At 54.9% G+C, this 23812-nt stretch carries 13 protein-coding genes; 5 read left to right on the top strand and 8 right to left on the bottom strand.

The genetic code is table 11. The features are described from left to right. Positions 1-56: 56 nt before the first annotated feature. The gene (locus tag HU175_RS07815; protein ID WP_176566057.1) at positions 57-581 is read left to right on the top strand and encodes a hypothetical protein; all 525 of its coding nucleotides are present in this window, start codon (positions 57-59) and stop codon (positions 579-581) included. A 54-nt stretch (positions 582-635) separates the two neighbouring features. Here HU175_RS07815 and HU175_RS07810 read toward each other — a convergent pair whose 3' ends face one another. Both HU175_RS07810 and HU175_RS07805 read right to left on the bottom strand, forming a co-directional pair. Then, a complete protein-coding gene (locus HU175_RS07810; protein WP_176566056.1) occupies positions 636-977 on the bottom strand; it encodes a transmembrane 220 family protein in 342 nt (113 codons plus the stop codon). A gap of 29 nt (positions 978-1006) precedes the next feature. Next, on the bottom strand, positions 1007-1726 hold the full coding sequence (locus HU175_RS07805; protein WP_176566055.1) for a tetratricopeptide repeat protein: 720 nt from the start codon (positions 1724-1726) through the stop codon (positions 1007-1009). A 257-nt stretch (positions 1727-1983) separates the two neighbouring features. On the opposite strand from HU175_RS07805, the gene galK reads away from it, so the two are divergent. The 3 genes from galK to HU175_RS07790 all read left to right on the top strand — a co-directional run bounded on the left by galK (position 1984) and on the right by HU175_RS07790 (position 4603). Then, complete coding sequence (gene galK, locus HU175_RS07800) at positions 1984-3153, top strand: galactokinase (RefSeq protein ID WP_176566054.1); 1170 nt, start codon at positions 1984-1986, stop codon at positions 3151-3153. 36 nt (positions 3154-3189) lie between these two features. Further along, a complete protein-coding gene (gene fsa, locus HU175_RS07795; RefSeq protein WP_176566053.1) occupies positions 3190-3858 on the top strand; it encodes a fructose-6-phosphate aldolase in 669 nt (222 codons plus the stop codon). 64 nt (positions 3859-3922) lie between these two features. Beyond that, complete coding sequence (locus HU175_RS07790) at positions 3923-4603, top strand: cell division ATP-binding protein FtsE (RefSeq protein ID WP_176566052.1); 681 nt, start codon at positions 3923-3925, stop codon at positions 4601-4603. Between the two features lie 100 nt (positions 4604-4703). Here HU175_RS07790 and HU175_RS07785 read toward each other — a convergent pair whose 3' ends face one another. The 6 genes from HU175_RS07785 to HU175_RS07760 form a co-directional block, all read right to left on the bottom strand. Further along, positions 4704-5951, bottom strand: a complete 1248-nt coding sequence (locus HU175_RS07785) for a LuxR C-terminal-related transcriptional regulator (RefSeq protein WP_228724360.1) — start codon at positions 5949-5951, stop codon at positions 4704-4706. A gap of 368 nt (positions 5952-6319) precedes the next feature. Next, a complete protein-coding gene (locus HU175_RS07780) occupies positions 6320-7894 on the bottom strand; it encodes a PglZ domain-containing protein (RefSeq protein WP_176566051.1) in 1575 nt (524 codons plus the stop codon). 151 nt (positions 7895-8045) lie between these two features. Next, positions 8046-8813: a 3-deoxy-manno-octulosonate cytidylyltransferase gene (gene kdsB / locus HU175_RS07775; protein WP_176566050.1), complete on the bottom strand. Its 768-nt coding sequence runs from the start codon at positions 8811-8813 to the stop codon at positions 8046-8048. 699 nt (positions 8814-9512) lie between these two features. Next, on the bottom strand, positions 9513-12401 hold the full coding sequence (locus HU175_RS07770) for a cellulose binding domain-containing protein (protein WP_176566049.1): 2889 nt from the start codon (positions 12399-12401) through the stop codon (positions 9513-9515). Beyond that, positions 12344-18217 carry a beta strand repeat-containing protein gene (locus HU175_RS07765; RefSeq protein WP_176566048.1) on the bottom strand — a complete coding sequence of 1958 codons (5874 nt, stop codon included), beginning with the start codon at positions 18215-18217 and terminating at the stop codon, positions 12344-12346. The genes HU175_RS07770 and HU175_RS07765 overlap by 58 nt, the downstream gene beginning before the upstream one ends. A 527-nt stretch (positions 18218-18744) precedes the next feature. Next, positions 18745-19305, bottom strand: a complete 561-nt coding sequence (locus HU175_RS07760) for an RNA polymerase sigma factor (RefSeq protein ID WP_176566047.1) — start codon at positions 19303-19305, stop codon at positions 18745-18747. A 434-nt stretch (positions 19306-19739) separates the two neighbouring features. Here HU175_RS07760 and HU175_RS07755 point away from each other — a divergent pair, with 434 nt between their 5' ends. Continuing rightward, positions 19740-23807, top strand: coding sequence for a two-component regulator propeller domain-containing protein (locus HU175_RS07755; RefSeq protein ID WP_228724359.1), 4068 nt, complete (start codon positions 19740-19742; stop codon positions 23805-23807). Positions 23808-23812 lie beyond the last annotated feature (5 nt).

The raw sequence follows: 23812 nt of genomic DNA, 5'->3' as shown, positions 1-23812 counted from the left end.
CAAAACCTACTTTCTTCAAAGTTACCCTTTTTCAGTTAATCTCTTTCTATTGCCGCATGGAGCTGCTCAGTGATTTTTTGAAATTAATCGTACCGGCGGGGCTGGTATTATACGGCATGTACCTGACCGTTAAACTGCTGTTAGAGCGCGAAGCCGACCGGTATCGTAATGACGTAAAAACTAAATACACCGAAACGGTTGTCCCTATTCGGTTACAAGCTTACGAGCGAATGGTGCTTTTCCTGGAACGGATCAGCCCTAACAATCTACTGCTTCGCTTGGGTAGTAGTTCCACCACGGTACTTGAGTTGCAGCAGCGTCTGTTACAGGAGATTCGGGAGGAATACAATCACAACCTGTCGCAGCAGGTGTACATGAGCCAGGAAGTCTGGAATCAGATTCAGGGTGCCATGAATGATGTTATGACGCTCATCAACCAGGCCTCCGGCGATGTTCGCCCTGACGCACCTGCTATTGATCTGTCGAAACGAATTTTTGAACGGATCATCCAGAAAGACAAACAGCCCACAACGAATGCGCTGAAGGCTGTTAAAGAAGAGATTCAGGCGATGTTTATGTAAAGTATGGACAGGATTACTGCCCGGCCGCCGGGCAGTAATCCTGTCCATAAATCTTTATGACTTTCGGGCCAGGAACGCCAGCCATAGCATAACAGCCGCGCAGATAGCTAGCCCACCGGCTTCGCGGGCCAGTTCGATATTGACACTCCGCATACCCATTTCGCCAAACAGAAACCCTTCAAAGGCGGGGGGCCACTGGTAATAAGCCGCAACGAGATAGACAACGCTCATGGCGGCAAAGAACCACCAACGCCCTACGTTGGCGTAGGCCATAAAACAGGCCATAGCCCCAATGCCATAGATCGGAATCCAGATTTCAGGGTCCGGGTCGTTATACTGAAAGGCTGCGAACAGAACAAACAGCAGCCCAAACGCGATAGAAACAGTCTTGCGCATAACAGGGTAAAAGAAGTGATCCGATAAGCTTACTGACAATATTGTGCAACGGCGTTTGTCGCGTCGCTATACCCCAGCGATTGAGCCTGCTTCAGACTCAGACAGCCGGTTTCGGCCTCGCCCTGCAGCAGTTGAGCCAGACCCAGGGCGTAAAATGCCTTCCCGAATTTTGGGTCAAACTGCACCGCTTTCGTAAAATCGGCCGTTGCCGCTACCAGTCGTTTCTGGTCGAACAGCAGCGAACCCCGGTTGTAATACGCCAGTGAGTTTTTAGGGTCTAGCGTAATAGCCTGCTCAAAATCATTGAGGGCGGGCTGAAGCTGTCCCTGCGACGCAAACAGCTGTCCCCGGTTCAGGTAAATCTCCGAACTGATCTGCTTGCTCGTGTCGGGCGCCAGCCGGATGGCATCGGCGTAGTCTTTCAGAGCCCCCTTTGGGTCATTCTGCGCCATTTTCAGCAACCCCCGGTTGTAATAGGGCCGGTAAAAGTCAGGGGCCAGTTTAACCGCCTTGTCGTAGTCTAGACCGGCGTTGCTGTATTCTTTTAGTTCGAAATAGGCGACACCCCGGCTGTTGAAGGCTTCAGCATTTTCGTCATCCGACTCGATAGCCCGGTTCAGCGTCTCAATCGCTTCCCGAAATTTGCCTTCTTTTAACTGACTTCGTCCTTGTTCCAGATACGTATCTGACGACGTACAGGCGCTGATTATGAATAAAATACTAAAAATACTACCCCACAAACGTATCATAACAAATCAATTTGTGCGCAAAGGTACGGGTGAAAACTTGTGTAATGGGTAATGATTTCATAACTTTGCATCGGCAAATCGGTGCTACCAGCTCCTGCTGAATCCCCCAGGTCTTGACCGAAGCAAGGGTAGGTGGTTGTAGCGGTGAGACATTGGTTTGCCATTTTTTATTTCCGGTCAGTTCATCGTTGATCGGTAGTGTTCGGCGGTTTGTTTCTTTTAGCTGCGATGGACCGCTAATTGCCCCGAACTATTTTATGAGTCTTGCTGAACAACTAGCCGTTTCGTTCCGAAACGAGTTTCAGGCCGAACCCCTTCTGATCTGCTCTCCCGGCCGCGTTAATCTTATTGGTGAACATACCGATTACAACGAAGGCTTTGTGCTCCCGGCCGCTATTGATAAAGCGATTTACATGGCGGTTGGACCGCGTGAGGACAACGAACTGCACTTTATCGCCTTCGACATCAAGAAGCGCTTCACTGGATCGCTCAATAACCTCACTCCCAATCATTCCTGGGCCGATTATCTACTTGGCGTTGTGACCCAGCTTCGGCTGACGGGTCATTCGTTACGTGGTTTCAACTGCGTTTTTGGGGGCACCATTCCGATGGGTGCAGGACTGTCGTCCTCGGCCGCGCTCGAAAACGCGGTGGGCTTTGCACTCAATGAACTCTTTTCGCTGGGTCTGGAACGCCTGGAACTGGTAAAGCTTTCCCAGCGGGCCGAAAATGACTTCGTCGGTGCCAAAGTCGGCATCATGGATATGTTTGCCAGCATGATGGGCAAAGCCGGGCACGTAATTAAACTCGACTGCCGCTCACTGGACTATACCTACCCGCCCCTCCGCATGGACGGAATTCGCATTGTCCTCTGCGATTCACGCGTGAAACACTCGCTCGTTACGTCGGAGTACAACACCCGCCGGGCCGAATGTGAAGCCGGCGTTCGCTTTTTGCAGACACTCTACCCGGACGTAAACAGCCTGCGTGACGTAACGATGGAGATGCTGGACAAACACCTGCGTGATACACAGCCGCTCATTTACCGGCGCTGTGCTTACGTGGTGCAGGAAAACCAGCGCCTGCTCGATGGCGTAGCGGCTCTGGAAGCGGGCGATGTGGCAGCTTTCGGTCAGTATATGTACGGCTCGCACGAAGGACTGAGTCAGTGGTATGAAGTTAGTTGCCCGGAACTTGACCTCCTTGTGGGTATTGCCCGCGAACAACCCGGCGTGCTGGGATCGCGGATGATGGGAGGTGGTTTTGGCGGCTGTACGATCAACCTCGTACGCGAAGACGAACTCGACAGCTTCAGCCAGACGATTACGCAGCAGTACAAAGCCAAAACCGGGAAAGATACCTACCTTCACATTTGTAACATTCAGGACGGTACGCACATCATGCAGACGAGCGTTTCGGCAGCCTGATTGAGTTGAACCTCTTTACTATTCACGAACAAGACCATGAAATTTTTTATCGACACCGCCAATCTGGCCGACATCCGCGAAGCGCAGGAAATGGGCATTCTCGACGGCGTTACCACCAATCCATCACTGATGGCCAAGGAAGGTATCACCGGCAAAGACAACATCATGCGCCACTACAAGCAGATCTGCGACATTGTTGAGAGCGATGTCAGCGCTGAAGTTATCTCCGTGAAGTACGAAGAGATGATTCGGGAAGGCGAGGAACTGGCGGAACTGGACGAGAACATCGTTGTGAAAGTACCGATGACGGGCGACGGCGTGAAAGCCATCAAATACTTCTCCGAAAAAGGTATCCGCACGAACTGTACGCTGATTTTCTCGGCGGGACAGGCCTTGCTGGCGGCTAAGGCCGGGGCTTCGTACGTATCACCATTCGTGGGTCGGCTGGACGATATTTCGACAGATGGTATGGCCCTGATCGAGCAGATTATTACCATTTACAACAACTACGGGTATGATACAGAGGTCTTGGCGGCTTCGGTACGTCACCCAATGCACATCATTCAGTGCGCCGAACTGGGGGCCGACGTCATGACCGCTCCGCTGAGCGTAATCAAATCGCTGCTGAACCATCCCCTGACCGACAGCGGCCTGGCGAAGTTCCTGGCTGACCACGAGAAAGCGGCTTTACCCGTAAAGAAATAAATCTGGTCCGCGTACTCCAGATTCGGTCTGGAGTGCGGTACGGACATTGTTAACTGCATATTCCATGTTTTCCAACGAACCCGTTCTTTCGCTCGATCACGCTGACATCTATCAGGGCCAGAAACTGGTGCTGGGCGACGTATCGTTTCAGATCAACAAGGGCGATTTCGTGTATCTCATTGGCCGTACGGGCAGCGGAAAGTCATCGCTGCTGAAAACGTTATACGCCGATTTGTGGCTCCAGAACGGGAAGGGAAGCGTGGCTGGTTTCCAGCTCCACTCACTCAAACCCCGCGACGTACCGCAACTGCGCCGACGTATCGGGATTGTGTTTCAGGATTTTCAGTTGTTTTTTGACCGCTCGGTCGAGGACAACCTACGTTTTGTCCTCAAAGCGACGGGCTGGAAAGACAAAGCAGCCGCCAACAACCGTATTGCGGAGGTGCTAATGCAGGTGGGACTGGGTACAGCACAGAAAAAAATGCCGCACCAGCTATCGGGAGGAGAACAGCAGCGGGTTGTTGTGGCGCGCGCCATGCTTAACGAACCCCAAATCCTGATTGCCGACGAACCAACGGGAAACCTGGACCCGGCCGTTTCGGATCAGATCATGAAGGTGTTTCAGGCTATCAATAATGCCGGTACCGCCGTGCTGATGGCGACTCACAACTACGAACTTTTGCACAAATACCCCGCTCGTGTCCTCCGCTGCCAGGAAGGACAGGTGGTGGAGTTGAAGGGATAATTTTTTAAAGGAGAAGAGGGAGAAAAGGACTGTTTCGAAGATACCTCCTTCGTTTTCCTTTCCTCCTTCTTCCCTCTCCTCCCCTTCCTCCTTTTTTTTTCTACTTCTTCACGCTGACCAAAAACTCCCTGCGGTCTTTGATTTCCAGGAGTATGTAAATGTTTTTGATGTGGTATTTCACAGTGTTCTCCGAAATGAACATTGTATCGGCGATTGCTTTGTTAGACATACCCGCTGCCATATGTGAAAGTACCTCCCGCTGTCGTTCGGAGAGTTTATTCAGCCTATCATTTTCCGTAGTCATTTTGCTGGCAATCAAGCTTTCATTCATTACCAAGTAACTTTCCAACTCATGCTTCATTCCAGCAAACTCAGCTTTTAGCCGCTGTTGTTTACGATGGTACTGCAGCAGCCAGATCAGCAGGCCTCCAGCGAGTACAAGTAAACCGATCATCGTAAGAGTAAGGTATCGCTCACTGGTTTCCTTCTGATGCAGTTCCTGGCTTTTATTTTCCAGTAGAATCGCTTCTTTCTGATCGTGCAGGGCAGCAACTTTTTCACTACTGGCATAAACCCCAGTCAAACTGTCTACTTTGCTCTGCGTTCTGACAATGGCGTCCAGGTTTCTCCTCTTTTTGTAAATGGCCAGCAATTCGTTATAGACGTACAGATTATACTTGATGATGTGACAGGAATCGGCCTGAGCAACTGACTGATGGAGGGCATCATTCATCAGATCAAGACGATTCATAGCATCGTACAACTGCATTTTCTTGACGAAGACCATGGGTAAATCGCAGGGAGAAACCGCACGCAGCAGGTGTATCGCCTGATCGTATACGGCTTCAGCGCGCTCATACTGTTTCCCCAGGAATAGCAGATACCCCCGCTGCATGATCAGCTTTGACCTGTTCTCCTGAGTAATGTATTTGAAGCCCGTTTTTTCGAGCTTACGCATGAGCACCCCTGCGCCTTTATAGTCATGCGTGTCGAACAGGATGAATGCTTTTTCCGAATCAATAGCCGCTATGTATTGGGTTTTCTTTGTCGTCTGATTGGCGAACGTGCAGGCTAGATCCAGAAACTTCAGGGCCGACACATAATCAAATACGCGTTTGTAGGTATATGAGAGCTGAACAGCCGCCTGGTATTTATCGTCGGCACTGTATGACTCACCTTCAAGAACCGGCAACAACAATGCCTGCGACTCATTGTATTTGAATGCATTATTTAGCCGATATACCTTCTCTCCCAACTGCTGAAATGAGCCGGACTGGCCCAGAACACTCTGTGTCAGGCAAACAAATAAACCAATCAGTATAGTATATAATGCGTAAAGCTTAGCCATAGAATGCTGGACTAATCAATTCTGAATCAGCGTGAAAAGTACAAATTTTTGTTAACTTATACACAGATTTATCTACTCAAGGTTGCGCAATCACGGCAATGAGTTACGTTTGTTTTTATCGGGAAATCAGACTGATCATTTTCTAAATCTAGAAACTGATCAATTTTTGAGCCGAACGCCAGCAATCGAACATCCATGACACTGAGCTCTGGCAAAGCCGAGAATCGAACGCCGAAAACTCGAATTGTCACAGAGATAAATACGCCCTTCTTACCTGTTTTTCATTTACTCATTAACCAAATAAAATCGGCCCGTCAGGTAGCATGTGCTACCTAACGGGCCGATTTTACCTTAGCCAAACTCTCTGCTTATCGCTTGGCGGTTAAGTACGCAAATGGAATGATCATTTCTTCCAGCGAAATACCGCCGTGCTGAAATGTATTCCGGTAATGATTCACGTAGTAATTGTAATTGTTGGGATACGCGAAGAAATAATCCTCCAGCGTGAAGACATAGGCCGTCGATACGTGCGGTTTGGGCAGAAATAACCGCTCTGGTTTGCGCCCGACAAAGAGGTGATTGTCGTCGAAACCCAGGTTTTTCCCTTGTTTATAGCGCAGGTTCGTATTCGTTTCGCGGTAACCAACAATCTTGGCGGGTTTTTGCACGCGTATCATTCCGTGGTCAGTCGTGATGATCAGACGTCCCCCTTTGGCGGCAATCTTCTGCACCAGTTCCAGCAATGGTGAGTGCAGGAACCACGAGCGCGTAATGGACCGATAGGCTGATTCATCGGGGGCCAGCTCCTTGATCATGGCCATGTCAGTGCGGGCGTGCGACAGCATGTCCACGAAGTTGTACACGATGACATTCAGATGATTCTGCAACAGGTTATTGAAGTTGTCGACCAGCGATTTCCCCTGATTGACGTTCAGGATTTTGTGGTACGACATCTTGATATTCAGACGGCTCTGTTCAAGCTGCCGGCGCAAGAACTCATCTTCGTGGTTGTTTAGCCCTTCATCCTCGCTGTCGTCATTTACCCACAGGTCCGGATGCTTGCGCTCCATTTCACTGGGCATCATACCCGAAAAAATGGCGTTTCGGGCAAAGCCCGTTGTTGTTGGCAGGATCGAGTAATAGGACGATTCCTCTTCAACGGTAAAGTAGTCGCTCAGCAGTGGTTCGATGGCTTTCCATTGGTCGTAACGCAGGTTATCAATCAGCACGAAAAACAGCGGATTCATGTTTGGGCCCGTTCCCTGATCGAGTAACGGAAACACTTTTTTCCGCATGAGCTGGTGGGACATCACCGGACTGTCCGCCTTTGGGTCATTCAGCCATTCCTCATAGTCGTCCATCACGAATTTGCAGAACGTAGCGTTAGCTTCGCTTTTCTGCATATTCATCACCTCCAGCATACTCTTATCCTGCGACTCGTCCAGCTCTAACTCCCAGTAGATAAGCTTTTTGTACACATCTGCCCAGGCTTCGAAATCCATGCGGTCGTTGTACTGCATCGAAATATTCCGAAAATCCTGCTGGTAGCCAATGTTGGTACGTTCGGTAACGAGCCGTTTGTTGTCCAAAATCTTCTTCACCGACAGCAGAATCTGATTCGGGTTAAGAGGTTTGATTAGGTAATCGGCGATTTTGGAACCAATCGCTTCCTCCATAATATGCTCCTCCTCACTCTTGGTGATCATCACCACGGGCAGGTTTGGGCGCATCTGTTTAATCTGCGACAGCGTTTCCAGCCCCGTCATACCTGGCATCATTTCGTCCAGAAAAACAACGTCGTAGTTGGTCTGTTCCACCTGGTCCAGCGCGTCGGCGCCACTATTAACCGGTGTTACGTCATAACCTTTATTTTTCAGAAAGAGGATATGCGGTTTGAGGAGATCAATTTCATCATCAGCCCAGAGTATCGAATAATTTTGCATGAGATCAGGGTGCAGTTTTTGGTTTCGCTTTCTCCACAACCAGCCCACTAGCCAGTTAGAAAGCATCGTTTCTTTAACCTTAAACGCCCGCTTGTGTTCAAGGGGTTCGAGTTTAAGCTTTTTTAACAACCACGCTCAGCAGTCTGCCAACCTATTTACCCATGAATTTACTGACCCGCTGCAAATCCTCCGGCGTGTCAATACCGTGGCTGTCGATAGCCGTTATCACCGTCTTGATTCGGTAGCCATTCTCAAGCCAGCGCAGTTGCTCCAGGCTTTCGGCCTGTTCCAGCGCTGACGGTGCCAGTTGTGTGATCTGCCCCAGAATATCCCTCCGGTAGGCGTATAAACCAATGTGTTTGTAATACGTGAGCGTGGCTCCGCCAGTTGGCAGCAGCCAGGTTTCTGGTTCCCGTCCCCGCTGGTAGGGGATAGCATGCCGGCTAAAATACAAAGCTTCCTGGCGCGTATTCAGCACCACTTTCGGCGCGTTGGAATTCAGGAGCGTATCAACATCGTCGATTACTTTGACGAGCGTAGCCAGCTCCGTTGCACCGTCAAGCACCGAGGTCAGCAGGTCGATCTGTTCGGGCTGGATAAAGGGCTCGTCGCCCTGAATATTCACGACGTAATCGGGCGCATACCCTTCCGATGCGGCCAGTTTCTGCACCACTTCCTGACAGCGATCCGTGCCGCTCTGGTGGTGTACGGAGGTCATCACGACCTCACCCCCGAAGTTTTTTACATGATCGAAAATACGCGCATCGTCGGTGGCCACCACAATCCGACTAAGCGATGTCGCCTGCCGGGCCTGGTCCACCACCCGCTGAATCATACTTTTTCCGCCGATATCGGCCAACGCCTTGGCAGGAAAACGGGTCGATGCGTAGCGGGCGGGAATAATACCAAGAATAGTCAATGGAGTAGGGATGTCTGATTTTAGGTCACAAAATAATCAGAATCCAGGTTAGAAACCTGTTTTATCAACAACTAGCAGCTTGAACGTACTCAAATGAATGCTTAATTCTAGCTTCCGTTCTTTGCGGCATAAATTGATCTATTTTCTTCGCTGATGTATCGATCTCTCGCATCAATCGCCAGAAGAAGCGTCTTTTACCGAACATACTGTTATCCTCCTGTTGGTCCTCATTTGTGGTGCCAGCGAGTAGAAGAAGATGGCCCTCCTCCGCTCTCAGAAGGAAGGGTTTCTGCGAACCTTTTTGAGGTTACCAAGTGGCATTCCTTCTTGTAGTTCGCTCAGCCACGTCTTGCGATTATTTGTTAAAACGCCTTCGCCAGTTGTCTCTACTACTGCTCTAAACAGGGCAGCAACCAACTCAAACCCCCAACGACCCAGTTCAGTATTTGTGGCAAAGTGCTACATCAGCTGCCCAATAGCGTTAGAAGGTGTCCTTCGGGATTGAGGATAAAGAGAGTCTTGACGAGCCGGAGGGGATGACATATTCCTGCGCTTACTTCTTACTCTTTTAAAGTGCTTTTAACCCGGCTCAATACCTGAACAAGATCAATTATTACCCAGCCACGGTCAGATAATAAGAACGCAGCTCTCTGTGGGGAAAGCTGCGTTCTTATCAATGCTCAGGAATCAGGGCGTGTTCTACTCCCCCTTAATCACTTTGACCGTCTTACTCTGAGTCGGCGTACTCACCTGCAACAGGAAAACACCAGCGGCCTCGCCATTTGCTGATAGCTGATGATACTCCACTGCTGCAGCGCTTGGCACCTGCTGCCGACTAACAATCCGTCCCTGAGGTGTTAACAATTGAAGGTGTAAGGGCTGACCTTCCGCCCCCGTCACCTCGAAGGACACAGCATCGTTATGGATCGGGTTGCCCAGCACCTTCACAGCCAGTTGGCTCGTCAGCTCAGCCGCCTGCCGGCCTCCCGAGGCTGGTTCGGTTCCCCAGACCAGGGTGCCGTTGTAGTAAGCCGTGATGCGGGGATTGGCCACCAACTGGTCGCGCACCATAGCGTAGGAGTAGTCGTCCAGCTCGTTCTGAGCAGAGTAGTCCGCCTTAGCAAAGTAGCTCTGAATGTTACCCGAGTTGGCCCCCGCGGCCAGACTCCCCGCGTCGGGGCTGAAGCTGTACTCCACGTACCCACTGGCCCCGGACCGGGCCGGATCGATGGCCACGTAGCGCAGCCGCACGTTGCGCTCACCCACCTGGGCAAAGAAGATCGACAGGTTGCTCAGGGGGGCCGTGCCCTCCACGGTCAGGTAGTAGCGCAGGGTGATGGCCGACAGGGGCAGCGGGGCGCTGCCTTCGTTGACCAGTTGCAGCAGGGGCTGCACGGCGTTGTTGTCAGCGTAGTTGTCCACGTCCCGGTGCAGCACCCGCAGTACCGCGGTTCCCACCGAGGGGGACGAGACCGTGATGCTGAAGCTCGTAGTGGCGCTCAAATTGCCCGCATCCCTGGCTGTGATGGTCACCCCCACCACCCCCGACGCGCTGGGTGTGCCCGAGATCACCCGCGTCGCCGGGTCGAAACGAAGCCCGTTAGCCGGCTCCAGGCTGGCATTGTAAACCAAGCGGGCCGGCTCCTCGTCGGTGAAGGCGTTGACCGTATAGGAGAACGGTACGCCAACCGTGACCACCTGGTTGGGGTTGGCCACCGCCACCGGCGGTTGATTGGTCGGCGCACCGACGACCGTCAGGGTCACGCTGGCCGGACTGCTCACGCAGCTGCCTACGCGACAGGTGGCCTGGTAGACAAACACGCCCGGGCTGGCCGTCGAGACATCCAGGACGCCGGTGCCGCTGAGCCCGTTGCCGCTCCAGCTCAGCGTGCCGCTGCAGTTGGGGGCGCTGAAGCGAACCGGGGCGCTGTTCTGAACCACGGTGACGCTGGTTAGCCCGTCGGCGACGGCCCCATTGCCCCGGGTGGCGAAGTCAGGGGTGGGCAGGGTCGTCGACGCCGTGACGCGCACGCTGGCCACATCCACACAGCCATTGGCCGAGGTCGCCGTCACCGAGTAGAGCCCGGCGCTGCTCACCGAGACCTGGTTGGCACTCACCGGAGTGGTACCGCTGCTGAAGACGTAGCTTTGTCCGCCACTCGCCGTCAGAATCAAGCTCGGCTGACCACAACTCAGCGTGCCGTTGTTACTGGCCGACAGGCCAATGGTGGGACAGCCAGCCTCACCACTCGGCTCGGTTCCCCAGACCAGGGTGCCGTTGTAGTAAGCCGTGATGCGGGGATTGGCCACCAACTGGTCGCGCACCATAGCGTAGGAGTAGTCGTCCAGCTCGTTCTGAGCAGAGTAGTCCGCCTTGGCAAAGTAGCTCTGAATGTTACCCGAGTTGGCCCCCGCGGCCAGACTCCCCGCGTCGGGGCTGAAGCTGTACTCCACGTACCCACTGGCCCCGGACCGGGCCGGGTTCAGCGGCACGTAGCGCAGCCGCACGTTGCGCTCACCCACCTGGGCAAAGAAGATCGACAGGTTGCTCAGGGGGGCCGTGCCCTCCACGGTCAGGTAATAACGCAGGGTGATGGCCGACAGGGGCAGCGGGGCGCTGCCTTCGTTGACCAGTTGCAGCAGGGGCTGCACGGCGTTGTTGTCAGCGTAGTTGTCCACGTCCCGGTGCAGCACCCGCAGCACCGCGGCCGGCGCTGTTGCCGAGACCGTGCCACTGATGGTTACGTTGGCTACCGACTGGTTCGAACTGGTGTTGAGCTGGTGCGCGATCACGCCCGTAACTGGCCCTACGGCTGCACCACTCAATCGAACGTCCACCGGAATCGTGAGGGCCGATAAACTGGCCGGAATCGTCACCGAAGAACTGAATGCGTCCGTCCCCGTACGAATCTCGACCCCGGCGGGTGCGGTCACCAGGCCTCCGGTCTGACTGAGTGCCGTGATGGTATAGGTTTGCACCGCCGAGGGCGTACCGGCGGTGGTGGCGAAACCACTCAACGAGGCTGGCCTGACGCTCAGACTGGGACTAAGCGTGGTGCCGCTCAAGCCTACCGTCGCCGAGGCCGACCCGGCCACGTGGGTAATTGCTCCGGTGAACGTACCTGACTGGGAGGATACCAGCGCCACCGTCACGGAGGTGGGCGCCACGGCGCCGTCGGTTACCGGCAGCGCTTGCGTCGGGCCGAAACTACCCGACCGAACGCTGATCAGGTACGGGGCGGGGGCAGTAATCAGGAGCTGATTCCCCGTTAGGTTGCTGGCCGACACCGTGTAGACCTGTGGGTTACTGCCCGGCAGCTGGGTCGAGTTGACGAAGCTCAGCGAGGTGGGCGTTACCGCAATCAGGGGGGTTGGGGATACAGTAATCGTCAGCGAGGCCGGGGCTGACTCGCAGTCGACAGTCGGGAGATCACTCACCTTTCGAACGGCGACCACATAGCGGCCCGGCGCAGCCAGAGTGGTAGCTGGCACGGTATAGGCAAACGTGGTAACGGGGAGCGATGCGCCGTTCAAACTCCAGGCGTAAGTCCCCGTCGTATTGCCCTCCACCAGGGCCGACAGGGACACCGGGCTACCGGTGGCAATCGAAACGGTATACCCCCCGGCAGGCTGGTCAGGGCCGGGCTACCCAGTAAGACGGGGGCCGTTGGCGTGGTGACCACGTTTACCGTTTTAGCCGCCGTCGCCGTACAGCCGTTGGCATCGGTTACGACGACATTGTAGCGGGTGGTCGTACTAAAGTTGACGTTGGGGGTAGCGCAGTTGCCGGGATAGCTGGGGGAGTCGGCGCAGAAGAACGAATCACCGCTGCCGTTGGTGCTGGTCCAGGTATAGGAGAAGGGTGCGGTCCCCATTAGGGCGACCCCCAGTTCCAGGACTTTGCCGGAGCAGAACGAATCAGGAGCGATCAGGCGGGCGGTAAGCCCGCTCGCATCACCTACTACTGTCGTGCTGGCGACGCTGGTGCAGCCGTTGGTGCCCACTACCGTCACACTGTACACACCGGCCGTGGTGACACTGGCCGTAGGTCCACCGGCGATGGGCGTCGCGCCCGGGCTGAACTGATACGTCTCCCCGCCCGAAGCTGTCAGCAGCACGCTAGTTTTGGCGCAGGAGAGCGGGCCGTCGTTGGTCAAACCCGCCACTGGTACGCTCGCATCACCCACCACCGTGGTGCTGGCGACACTGGTGCAGCCGTTGCTGTTGGTTACTGTTACTGAATATATCCCCGCCGTGGTCACACTGGCGGTTGGACCACCATTGACGGACGTCGCGCCCGCACTGAACTGGTACGTCCCCGCACCCGTGGCTGTCAGGGTGACGCTGGTCTTGGTGCAGGACAGAGGTCCGTCGTTAGTCAGCCCCGCCACCGGTAATGAGTTCACGGTTAGCGCGGTGGCGCTGGAAGCGGATTGACCATTGGCACTTATGGTAAGGGTAAAGGTTTGTGACCCCGTGCCCGCAGCCGTAACCGATTGGCTGAAGGTGCTGGAAGTGGACGTGCCGGTTAGCCGATTACTCCCGTTGGTCAGCGTGTAGCTGTAACTACCACTGAGGTTGCCTACCGTGGCGGTGAAAGTTGCCACAGTACCTACGCAAACCGCTGCTGGACTAGCGTTCAGGCCGCTCAGCGTCGGGCTGGTGCTGGCCGCATCCGTTACGGTCAGTACATAGGGCGCACTTACCCCCGAACAGCCCGTGGCATCCCGACCCAGCACCGTGATTGTAAAACTACCGCTTTGGGTAGGCGTGCCGCTCAGCGTACCTGTGCTAACCAGATTCAGCCCCGTTGGCAGACTCCCGCTGGCTACACTGTAGCTGTAGGGGCCACTGCCGCCCGATGCGGTGAAGGTCTGGCTGAAGGCCACGCCCACCGTCGCCGTGCTCACGCCGGGGGCGGTGGTGGTGATAGAAGTGGGAGCCGCCTGGTACTCGTAGGCACCCATGTCGATACGACTGTTCTGATAGATGCGCGGGTTGCCAGCCAGATCGATGGATGTGGTATTAGCCGAGTTCAAACCCGAGTTGATGGCCGGGCTACAGCCATTGAGACTAGCATCGGTGGCGCTTACAAACGGCGAAACGGTGGTAATCAGGTTGGTGGGACTGCTGGTGTAGCCCGTCACCGCAGGCTCCAACAGACTATAGGTAACGCTAAATCCCGTTCTACTAGAGAACGTCTTGGCTCCGCCGTTGCCAAACAGCACACAGTTGGTCAGCGTCGGGTTACTATCCTGATTATATATCCCACCACCACTATTGACTGACGAATTACTCAGAAAGCTACAGTTGATCAGCACGGGGTTGCTATTGCCATTGAACATCCCCCCGCCTGTATCAGAGGCCGTATTGCTCACAAAGCTACAGTTGGTCAGCGTGGGACTGCTGCTGTAATCGTTGCCCATCCCCCCGCCAAACCGAGCCCTGTTTCCCACAAAGCTACAGTTAGTCAGCATTGGATTGCTAGTCCCGTTATTTTCCATCCCCCCACCGGTATTGATGGCCGTATTACTCCGGAAACTACAGTTAGTCAGCCCTGGATTGCTGGTCCCGTTATTGTACATCCCGCCCCCTAAAAAAGATGTATTGTCCAGAAAGCTACAGTTGGCTATGGTCGGACTGCTATTGTCATTATACATCCCCCCGCCATAGAATCCGGATGGAGTCTGGTCATTATCGTAGCCATCGCGGATGACAAATCCATCCAGCACCGCTGTGCTGTTTAGAGCGACCTCCCTGGGGTGGCTGAACACATGATACGTGTTATCGGTGCTGCTGCCCGCATTGCCGATGTTGCCACTCAGGGTTGTACTGGATGGATTGCCACCAACGGGGTTGATCGCGGGGCGCTGACTCAGGCTGGTTTCCGTACCTGCGAAGCCGCCGTAGACAGCCACCCCGTTCTTCATCGAGAAGCTGATGGTTCGGTCGGTACCGGTGGTGGGTTTGTACGTTCCGGCAGCCACCCAGACCTGCTGGGCACCGGCGAAGTTGATTTGACTTTGTAGGTTACCACTGGCATCGGCCCAGCTGTTGCCTGACCCCGAGGCCCCCGCCCGAACGTAGCGGATCGGCGAACCGGGGTCCACCGTCAGCACGTAGGGCGCACTCACCCCCGAACAGCCCGTGGCATCGGTCGCCTTGACGGTAATCGTGAAGCTGCCCACTTGAGTAGGCGTACCCGAGACGACACCCGTGCTGGCCAGACTCAGACCTGTGGGCAGACTCCCGCTGGCCAGACTGTAGCTGTAGGGGCTGGTACCCCCCGTAACAGTAAAGGGTTGACTAAAGGCCAGGCTCAATATCGCTTTGTTCACGCCGGGGACGGACACGGAAAGCCCCGCGGTCGTCTGGAGCTCGTAGGCGCCCATATCGATACGGCCCCCGTTGGGGAAAACACGGGCGTTGCCGGCCAGATCGGTAGCGGGTCCATTGGCCGCAGAGTAGGCTGCGTTATCCCCGCTGTTGAGGGCTGGGGTACAGCCATTAAGCCGCGTATCGGTAGCGCTCAGGAAGGGCGAGACGGTGGTGGTCAGATTGCCCGTACCGGGGTTGTAGCCCGTCACCGACGTCTCGAACAAGCTGTAGCTGGTGGTGATGAATGCGCCCGGCCCGTTGGTGAACGTACTGGCCCCGCCATTACCCCACACCACACAGTTGGTCAGCACCGGACCGCTGGTTCCCTGATAGCCCACGCTGCTCATCGCCCCGCCGGAGGAAGCCGAGTTGGCCTGAAACGAACAGTTGGTCAGCCGGGTATTGCTGGTGCCCCCCACGCTGCCATCGTTGTAGATGGCCCCACCCTGATTGGTGGCATTATTATTCTGGAAGGCGCAGTTGATCAGGCTGGGGCTGCTGGTGCCGCTGGTGTACCCGGCGTTGTGGAGGGCCCCGCCCTGATTAGCAGCATTATTGTTTTGAAACAAACAGTTACGAATCAGGGGGCTGCAGGTGTTGCCCGCCCCATTGCCGTTGTTGAGCATGCCCCCGCCCCCGTCGTTGGGGGCGCTGCTGCCGTTAGCGTTGCCACTAGTAATGACAAAACCATCCAGCACCGCCGAGTTGGTCAGGCCGGGGGGATTGCTGACGACGTGGTAACTGTTGTCAGCGGAGTTGCCGGGGGTGCCAATGTCGCCACTGAGGATTGTGGCCAGGGGGTTAGTCAGCACCCGTTGGCTCAGGGCGGTTTCGTTGCCCGCAAAGCCCCCGTAGATGGGCACCCCGTTTTTCATCGAGAAGCTGATGCTACGGTCGGTGCTGCCCGCCGAGCCTGGTTTATACGTACCATTGGCCACCCAGACCTGCTCCGCACCGGTGAAATTAATCTGACGTTGCAGATCGCCACTGGCATCGGCCCAGCTGTTGCCTGACCCCGAGGCCCCCGCCCGAACGTAGCGGATGGGCGTAGCGGACACTACACGCAGGACGTAGGGCACACTCACCCCTGAACAACCAGCGACATTAGTAGCCTTGACGGTAATCGAAAAACTGCCCAGCTGAGTTGGCGTTCCACTCAGCGTTCCGTCAGCGGCCAGACCTAGTCCCGTGGGTAAGCTGCCGCTGGCCAGACTGTAGCTGTAGGGACTACTACCGCCCGAAGCCACAAACGACTGACTAAAGGCTACACCTAGCGTCGCCGTGCTCACGCTGGGGGCGGTGATGGTGAGTCCCCCAGCGGACTGATACTCATAAGCACCCATATCAACCAGGTCCCCGAAGATGCGGGGATTACCCGCCAAATCAGTCGTAACACCCACTAAACCAGTAGCTGAGTTTAACCCCGCGTTGACGGCCGGGCTACAGGCGAAGAGAGCCGGATCGCTGGCGCTGGCGAAGGGCGAGACGGTTGCGGTACGATTACCCATACTACCCGAATAGCCAGTCACGGAGGCATCAAACAAATTATACGTGGCTGAGATCGTCGTAAACTCATTGTAAAACGTACGGTTCCCTCCATTGCCAACCAGTATACAGTTGGTCAGGGTGGATGTAGATACAGCACCATTGCCATACCCATAGCCATATAGCACTCCCCCAGCGTTAGTTGCTGTATTAGCTCGAAAGGTACAGTTGGTCAGCACCAGGTTGATTTCACCCTCGTATCTGGTAAAGTTGTAGATAGCCCCGCCGGAGGAAGCGGTATTGGATTGAAACAAACAGTTCGTCAGCTTAGGATTACTCAGATTATCCCCGCGAACACGACCCGTTAGGTTGAAAATGGCCCCACCACCGCTAACCGCCGAATTAGACTGAAACGAACAGTTACGAATGAGTGGGCTGCTGTTACCATCAAAATCCCCATCGTTGACAATGGCTCCTCCGCTATTGTTAGCATCAAAATACCCATCGTTGTCAATGGCTCCTCTGCTATCTGCACGATTGGATTTAAACGAACAGTTGGTCAGCGTCGGGCTGCTGTTCCCCCCATCGCTTTTCCCATCGTTATAGATTGCCCCGCCGGCGGCAGCACGGTTGTCCTGAAACGAGCAGTTCGTCAATTCGGGGTTACTTGTACGTCCAAAAAAGCCATAGTTGTAGATAGCCCCGCCGGAGGTGGTAGCTGAATTGGCCTGAAAAAGACAGGCCGTTAGTTTGGGCTGGATGGCGGAACCAGACCCGCCAACGTTATAGATTGCCCCACCGTTGGAAGCGGTATTCGCCTGAAAGACACAGTTGGTTAGTGCGGGGCTGCTGACGCCCGAGCTACCCGCACCGTTATAGATTGCCCCACCAGAAGCAGCCGAATTAGCCGTAAACAAACAGTTGCTGATTTGTGGGCTGCTAGGCGGGCCAGAACTTGGGTTCGCGAACGATGACTGACCAACATTACACATCCCCCCACCAATATTCCGTGGCTCCTGGGGTGGTCCTGGTTCGTTGGCATTACCACCCGTAACGACGAAGCCATCCAGGACCGTGATGTTGGTTACCCCAAGACGATTCAAAATGACGTGAAAGCTATTGTCATCCGGATAGCCTACTTCGCCAATATCACCGGAAAGAATGGTGGTCGAGGGGGTAGTGGGGTTAATGGCTGGACGGGCACTCAGCGCCGTTTCATTACCGACAAAGCCCCCATACATGCTCACCCCGTTCTTCATGGCAAAGCTGATGGTCCGGTCGGCGTTGTCGTTACCACCGGGTTTATACGTACCGGCCGCTACCCAGACCTGCTGACCACTGCTGCTGGCGTTGATCATGGCCTGCAAGTTGCCGCTGGCGTTGATCCAGCTGTTGCCACTACCGGTACCGGTAGCCGTTGGCTTAACGTAACGAATGGTTTGGGCCTGGGCTTGAGTTAAGAGACTAGCGCCTGACAGTAGCACCAGTAGCCAGAAGACGCGCACCAGAGAGCGGGTAAAATAGGGTAAAGAAAGCGTCATAGATATGATTTGTTGTACGATGTTTGATTAGACAGAAACCCGGTACGTAGCCCGGGCAAGCGGAGCGAATAACCACTGATTTGGGGACTGCCTTGTTCCTGTAGTTGCCATCCAGCCGCAACGTTCAGGCTGAATTTTTTTACGGCTAGAGAACAAGAAAAGGAACGTGTTCATAACGGATTAGAAGCCCACAAAACCGGATAATTGGCAGGCCGTAAACACCGGGTTTCGGCTACTCATCGGCGCATACAGAATGAGCGTTTTCGGCTGCAAATACGTAGGGCAAGATTAGCCCAAAGCCGTCAGACCGATGTGCACTTTTCACCCAAATAGGTGCACATTTCACTCACCAGTGGCCAAAAAGCAGACAAAACGCTCAAGAATGGGTTGTTCCCGGGCTTTGGGCGGATCGCAGACAATTTGCTGGGGCTTTAACGGTCCGGTTCGCACCCGATGCGATAGCAAACACAGGGCTTGGTTACACAGGAATAATTCTGTGTGAACTGGAATAGGGGTAGCCGACTCGGCTACTCATCCCCCGCCCTTATACAAAGGTCCCGCAACCGATCCCGGGACCTCTTTAAGCGCATCTTGACGGCGCTTTCCGAGAGCTGATAGCGCTGGCTAAGGTCGGCAATCGATACCCCCTGCTCGTACTTGAGTCGCAACAAGTCTCTATCCATTGGGGACAGTTGGGCCAGTTGTAGTTCCAGCAGCCGGAGCCGATCCTCATCCGCATCCTCCATGAAAGAATAATTGCCGACGATCGTCTGAACGTGGGCTGGCGCTAAGGGTTCGGTGGGTAACCGGCTATGGCGCCGATGCTGTCCCAGGCAGTGGTTGTGGGCAATAGCGTAGAGCCACGTTGAAAAACTGGATTGGTGTTCGAAGGTGTCCAGCTTGCGGAACACTTTCAGAAAAATATCCTGGGCGTAATCCTGGGCGGTCTGGGTATCGTTGGTAAAGGACAGACAGGTTCGGTACACCTTTTCAAGATAGCGCCGGTAAAGCGTATCAAAGCTTTGCGGTGAGGGGGTAGTCAGGAAAGCATGGACGAGTTGCTCGTCGGCAGGGCTGTGTTTTTTCATTATTGTCGACGCTAATCGGCCTATCAGCAGGAACTGCCTCCTGCACCCCAGCCGTAGCGAGGCCTGATTGTCTGATTAGGGCTATTCTTTGCTAGAGAATCGAAGAGTGGTTTCTTCACTTTCCAATACTTGAGCAAGTCTAGCGGAAGGTCGTCAGATGGATGTGCACATTTCGCCCAAATAGGTGCACATTTTGCTCATCAGGCCCGGATAGGAAAGAAATAATCAGTTTGGTTTAGTTTTTGACGAACAATTAAGGTGAGCCACCGGTAGAATTACTCAGCGTGGTTACTTGAGCAACCACGCTGAGTGCGTCGTAAGAGCTCTTAGTTAATGTCTGACGACCCTGCGTATCCGATGAATATATCTACTTACATTTGTCACCCCATACCTGGAATCAGGTAGTAAAATAACATAATTTGAAAGCGGTCAGCTTGACTCTAGCCTTCCTGCTTGGTTTCTGCTCGTTGGCCGCAGCCCAGCACTTTGCGGCCAACGTCCGGCGGTATGGTCCCGAAGATGGCCTGGCGCACCGCGAAGTGAACGCTATTTTTCAGGACCGCCGGGACTTCATGTGGTTCGGCACCAAGTTTGGTCTCAACCGCTTCGACGGAGGAACGTTCACAACTTACACCCGGGAAAAAAACGGGCTCGACTTTGACGACATTCGTTCCATTGCTCAGGATGCCGACGGGTTGCTGTGGCTCATGGGTCCCGATGGGAAAGCTGCCATCACCCTCTTCGATCCGGTAACGGGCGTGTCTACTTCTTTTGAGAAGCGCTTCAAACAGTCCCGCCCCAACAGCCCCGCGGCACTTCCGCAGCAGACGCTGCTGAATAATCAGGATGGAACAGTCGCCTTCGTCGATTATCAGCCAGCCCGACTAAACACCTACCATCCCCGATCGGGCCTGAAGACAGTACCGCTACCCCAGTATACGACACTAGTACTAGTGGCCTTCACCCCCCGCAATACCGTTTGGGTTATTGCGAACGGAAAGCAACTGGTGGAACTCACCCTGGATGGTCGAGTGCTACGTACCTGCGATCACACAGGCAATATCTATATCTGTCCGGGTCAACGCCATGCTGATACGGAATTCGTTTACACGACGTCAACAGACCCGAAGCGCCCTTATTCGGGCCACCTGTTTAAAATTGACCAGTCAGGTCGGCGGCAGGAACAACCCATTGAGCTGATCAGTTCGGCGAAACTGCAAAAGCGAATCGTCTATGCCTTTGACCGGAGCGGACAAATCTGGAACGGCTACCAGTTGCGTGATGCAGCCAATCAACCGGCTGTCGACATCAGCGATCAACTGACCAATAGCTCAGTCGACAACCGGAGCTTTTTTCGCGACAAAACTGGAAGTTTCTGGCTGGGTACCAGCTTTGGCCTCTACCAGACCCGAATTAGTCAGAACTATTTTCAGCGTTTGTTCTACCTGGCCGGCGTCGGGAAACAACCCGCCGTTCGGGGCATTACCGCCGTAGGCGATACACTCTATACCAATCTGGAGAATGATATGGGTCTGTTCGCCAGCAATCTCTCGGGGGCATCAGCCCGCCAGGTGCTTGCAAATCAGCGCTCATTCAAAAGTCTGAGTGGTAAGGTGGGGAGTAAATTGTATCTGTGCGAAGAATATACACTGGTAACCTACGATTATAAAACCAACAGAACCAGGGTTACACCCATACCCGGCCCGGGAACCATCTGGAACATTCATCCTTTTTCGACCAATTCACGCCGGCTGCTGGCCGGTGGCGATCCCGGTTTGTGGCTGGTTGACCCGGTCACCAGCCAGATTACTAACTTCCGGGGCTATAACCAGTTTCCCGAGTTAGCCCAGGCCCACGTCCTGCACATTGGCACCGATCGGCAAGGTACGATCTGGCTCTGCACCACAACGGGGCTGTACACCGTCGACCCCAAAAAGGGCGTTACGGCCCGCTACTGGCGGGGTGGCCGGGGTGGCTTCAGGCTACCCGCCGACAGCTATCAGCATTTTTACCAGGATCCGCATGGGCTATTCTGGCTGGCGACGGCCAATGCCGGGCTGATTCGCTGGGACCGCGCCCAGGGCCGCTATCGGCAGTTCAGACGGGCCGACGGGCTGAACAACGATAACATTTACGCAGTGTATGCCGACCACCGGGGCCACCTCTGGCTCAGCAGCGACAATGGTATCATGCAGTTTGATCCGGCCCGGCTCACTACCCGGACTTATACGGAACAGGATGGTATCACTGACAACGAGTTTAACCGCATCGCCCACTATCAGGACGCGCAGGGACGGCTTTATTTCGGCGGTCTGAACGGGATAACCGCCTTCAACCCGCGTGATTTCGACGCCGAGCCTCCGCTGCCCGCCCTACCCCTGCGCGTGGTTTCCTTTCGTCAGTTCGATGCCAGTCGCAACACACCGGTCGACAAGACCGCGGAACTGCTTAACACGAATCAGATTACGCTGCAGCCCAACGACCGAAGCAGTATTCTTTACTTCGCGCTGCTTAACTACGCTGATGCCCGAAAAAATACGTACGCCTACCAGTTCATGGGCATAGATGATGGCTGGCACTACCAGACCGAATCGTACCTGCGGCTGGGCAACCTGCCCTATGGTGATTATCAGTTGCGGATTAAAGGACAGGCCGCTGACGGCCGGATGTCGGCGGCTCCGCTGTCGATTGAGGTACACGTACTCCGGCCGTTTTACCTGCGCAGCTGGTTTCTCCTGTTGCTGATCGTTCTGCTGCTGGGTGGTGCGTGGCTATGGGGGCGGTGGCGGGACCGGCAATACCAGCGGGCACAAATCCGGCTGCAAACCCAGATCGACCAGGCCACCCGGACTATTGCCCAACAGGCGCAGGATCTGAAACAGCTCGATGAAGCCAAATCCCACTTCTTCGCTAACATCTCCCACGAGTTCCGCACCCCCCTGACGATCATTCTGGGTATGGCCGACCGGCTTCAGCAGCAGGCCGATCCTCAGTTGCAGCAGTCGGCTGGTCTGATTGAGCGTAGTGGACGGAATCTGCTGCGGCTTGTCAATCAGATTCTGGACCTGACCAAGCTGGAAGCCGGAGCCATGTCGCTGCAACCCGTTCGGGCCGATCTGGTCGGTTTTATCCGGTACGTTGCCGAGTCGTTCCAGACCATGGCCGCGGACAAAGGCATTCAGTTGCAATTTCAGACCGACCAGCCCGTCATTGATACCGATTTTGATAAGGATAAGCTGGGCGATATTCTGTCCAACCTGCTAACCAACGCCCTCAAATTTACCCCCGCCGGTGGGTACATATCCTGCCAGCTGATAACCCACCCGATCTACCCACCCCTGCCAGTCGGTTACTACGAAGCCGTCGTACCAGCGCAGTCCGATGACGGTTCCTGGATTTCGGTGCATGTCCGCAATACCGGCCCCGGCATCAGTGCGCGCGATCTCCCGCGTATTTTCGATCGGTTCTACCAGCAGTCTACATCAGTGAACGCGACGCTGCCGGTTTCCGGAACGGGCGGAACAGGGATCGGGCTTTCGCTGGTACGAGAATTACTGCAGCTCATGAAGGGCGGCCTGGCCGGGCGAAGTCAGCCGGGCGAGGAAACGGAATTTGTTGTCCGGTTGCGCCAGACCCGGCAAAGCGCGATTGCGCTGACACCTGATGCAGAGCCGGTCGATCCCTATCCGCTCACACTAGACAAAATCGAGATTACAGCGGCAGCCGGTGCAAATAAGCCGGTGCTGCTGCTGGTGGAAGACAATGACGACGTGGCCCGGTACGTCGTTTCCTGCATTCAGGCTGATTACAACGTCCTCTGGGCACCCAATGGGCAGGCCGGTATTGAACTGGCGCTGGAGAAAATACCCGACCTGATCATCAGCGATGTGATGATGCCGCTCAAAAACGGCTTCGAACTCTGCGCCACCCTGAAGAGCGACGAACGTACCAGCCACATTCCTATCGTGCTCCTCACGGCCAGGGCCGCTGTCGACGACCGGCTTACGGGCTTACGGCGGGGGGGCAACGCGTACCTGGTCAAGCCGTTCCAGCGGGAAGAGTTACTCCTCGTGTTGAGTAATCTGCTACAGACCCAACGACGACTACAGCGCTACTACAGTCAGCGAGCGCTGGGTACTATACAACCGGGGCCAGCCCAGCCTGCGGAAGCCGATGCGCTTGAAGATCAGTTTATCAGCAAACTACGCAGTACCCTTGAACTTCATCTGGACAATGTTGACCTGGATACCGAACAGATCTGTCAGTTGATGGGTATGAGCCGCAACTCGTTGTACCGCAAGACAATGGCCCTGACGGGGATGTCGATCATCCCGTACCTGCGCGTGCTTCGCCTGCAAAAAGCCGAAGCACTGCTGAAAAACTCATCAATGAGCATAGCCGAAGTTGCCTATGCGGTTGGCTTCGAGACGCCCCGGTATTTTAGCCGGGTCTTTTCGGAAGAAAAAGGAATCTCTCCCAGCAGCTTCCGGGAACTGGCGTAGCGAAT

It is taken from the genome of Spirosoma sp. KUDC1026 (assembly GCF_013375035.1).
In the GTDB taxonomy this organism is placed as follows: Bacteria; Bacteroidota; Bacteroidia; order Cytophagales; family Spirosomataceae; genus Spirosoma.
The sequence above is the reverse complement of the archived record's forward strand: the minus strand, read 5'-3'. Positions and strand labels throughout refer to the sequence as shown.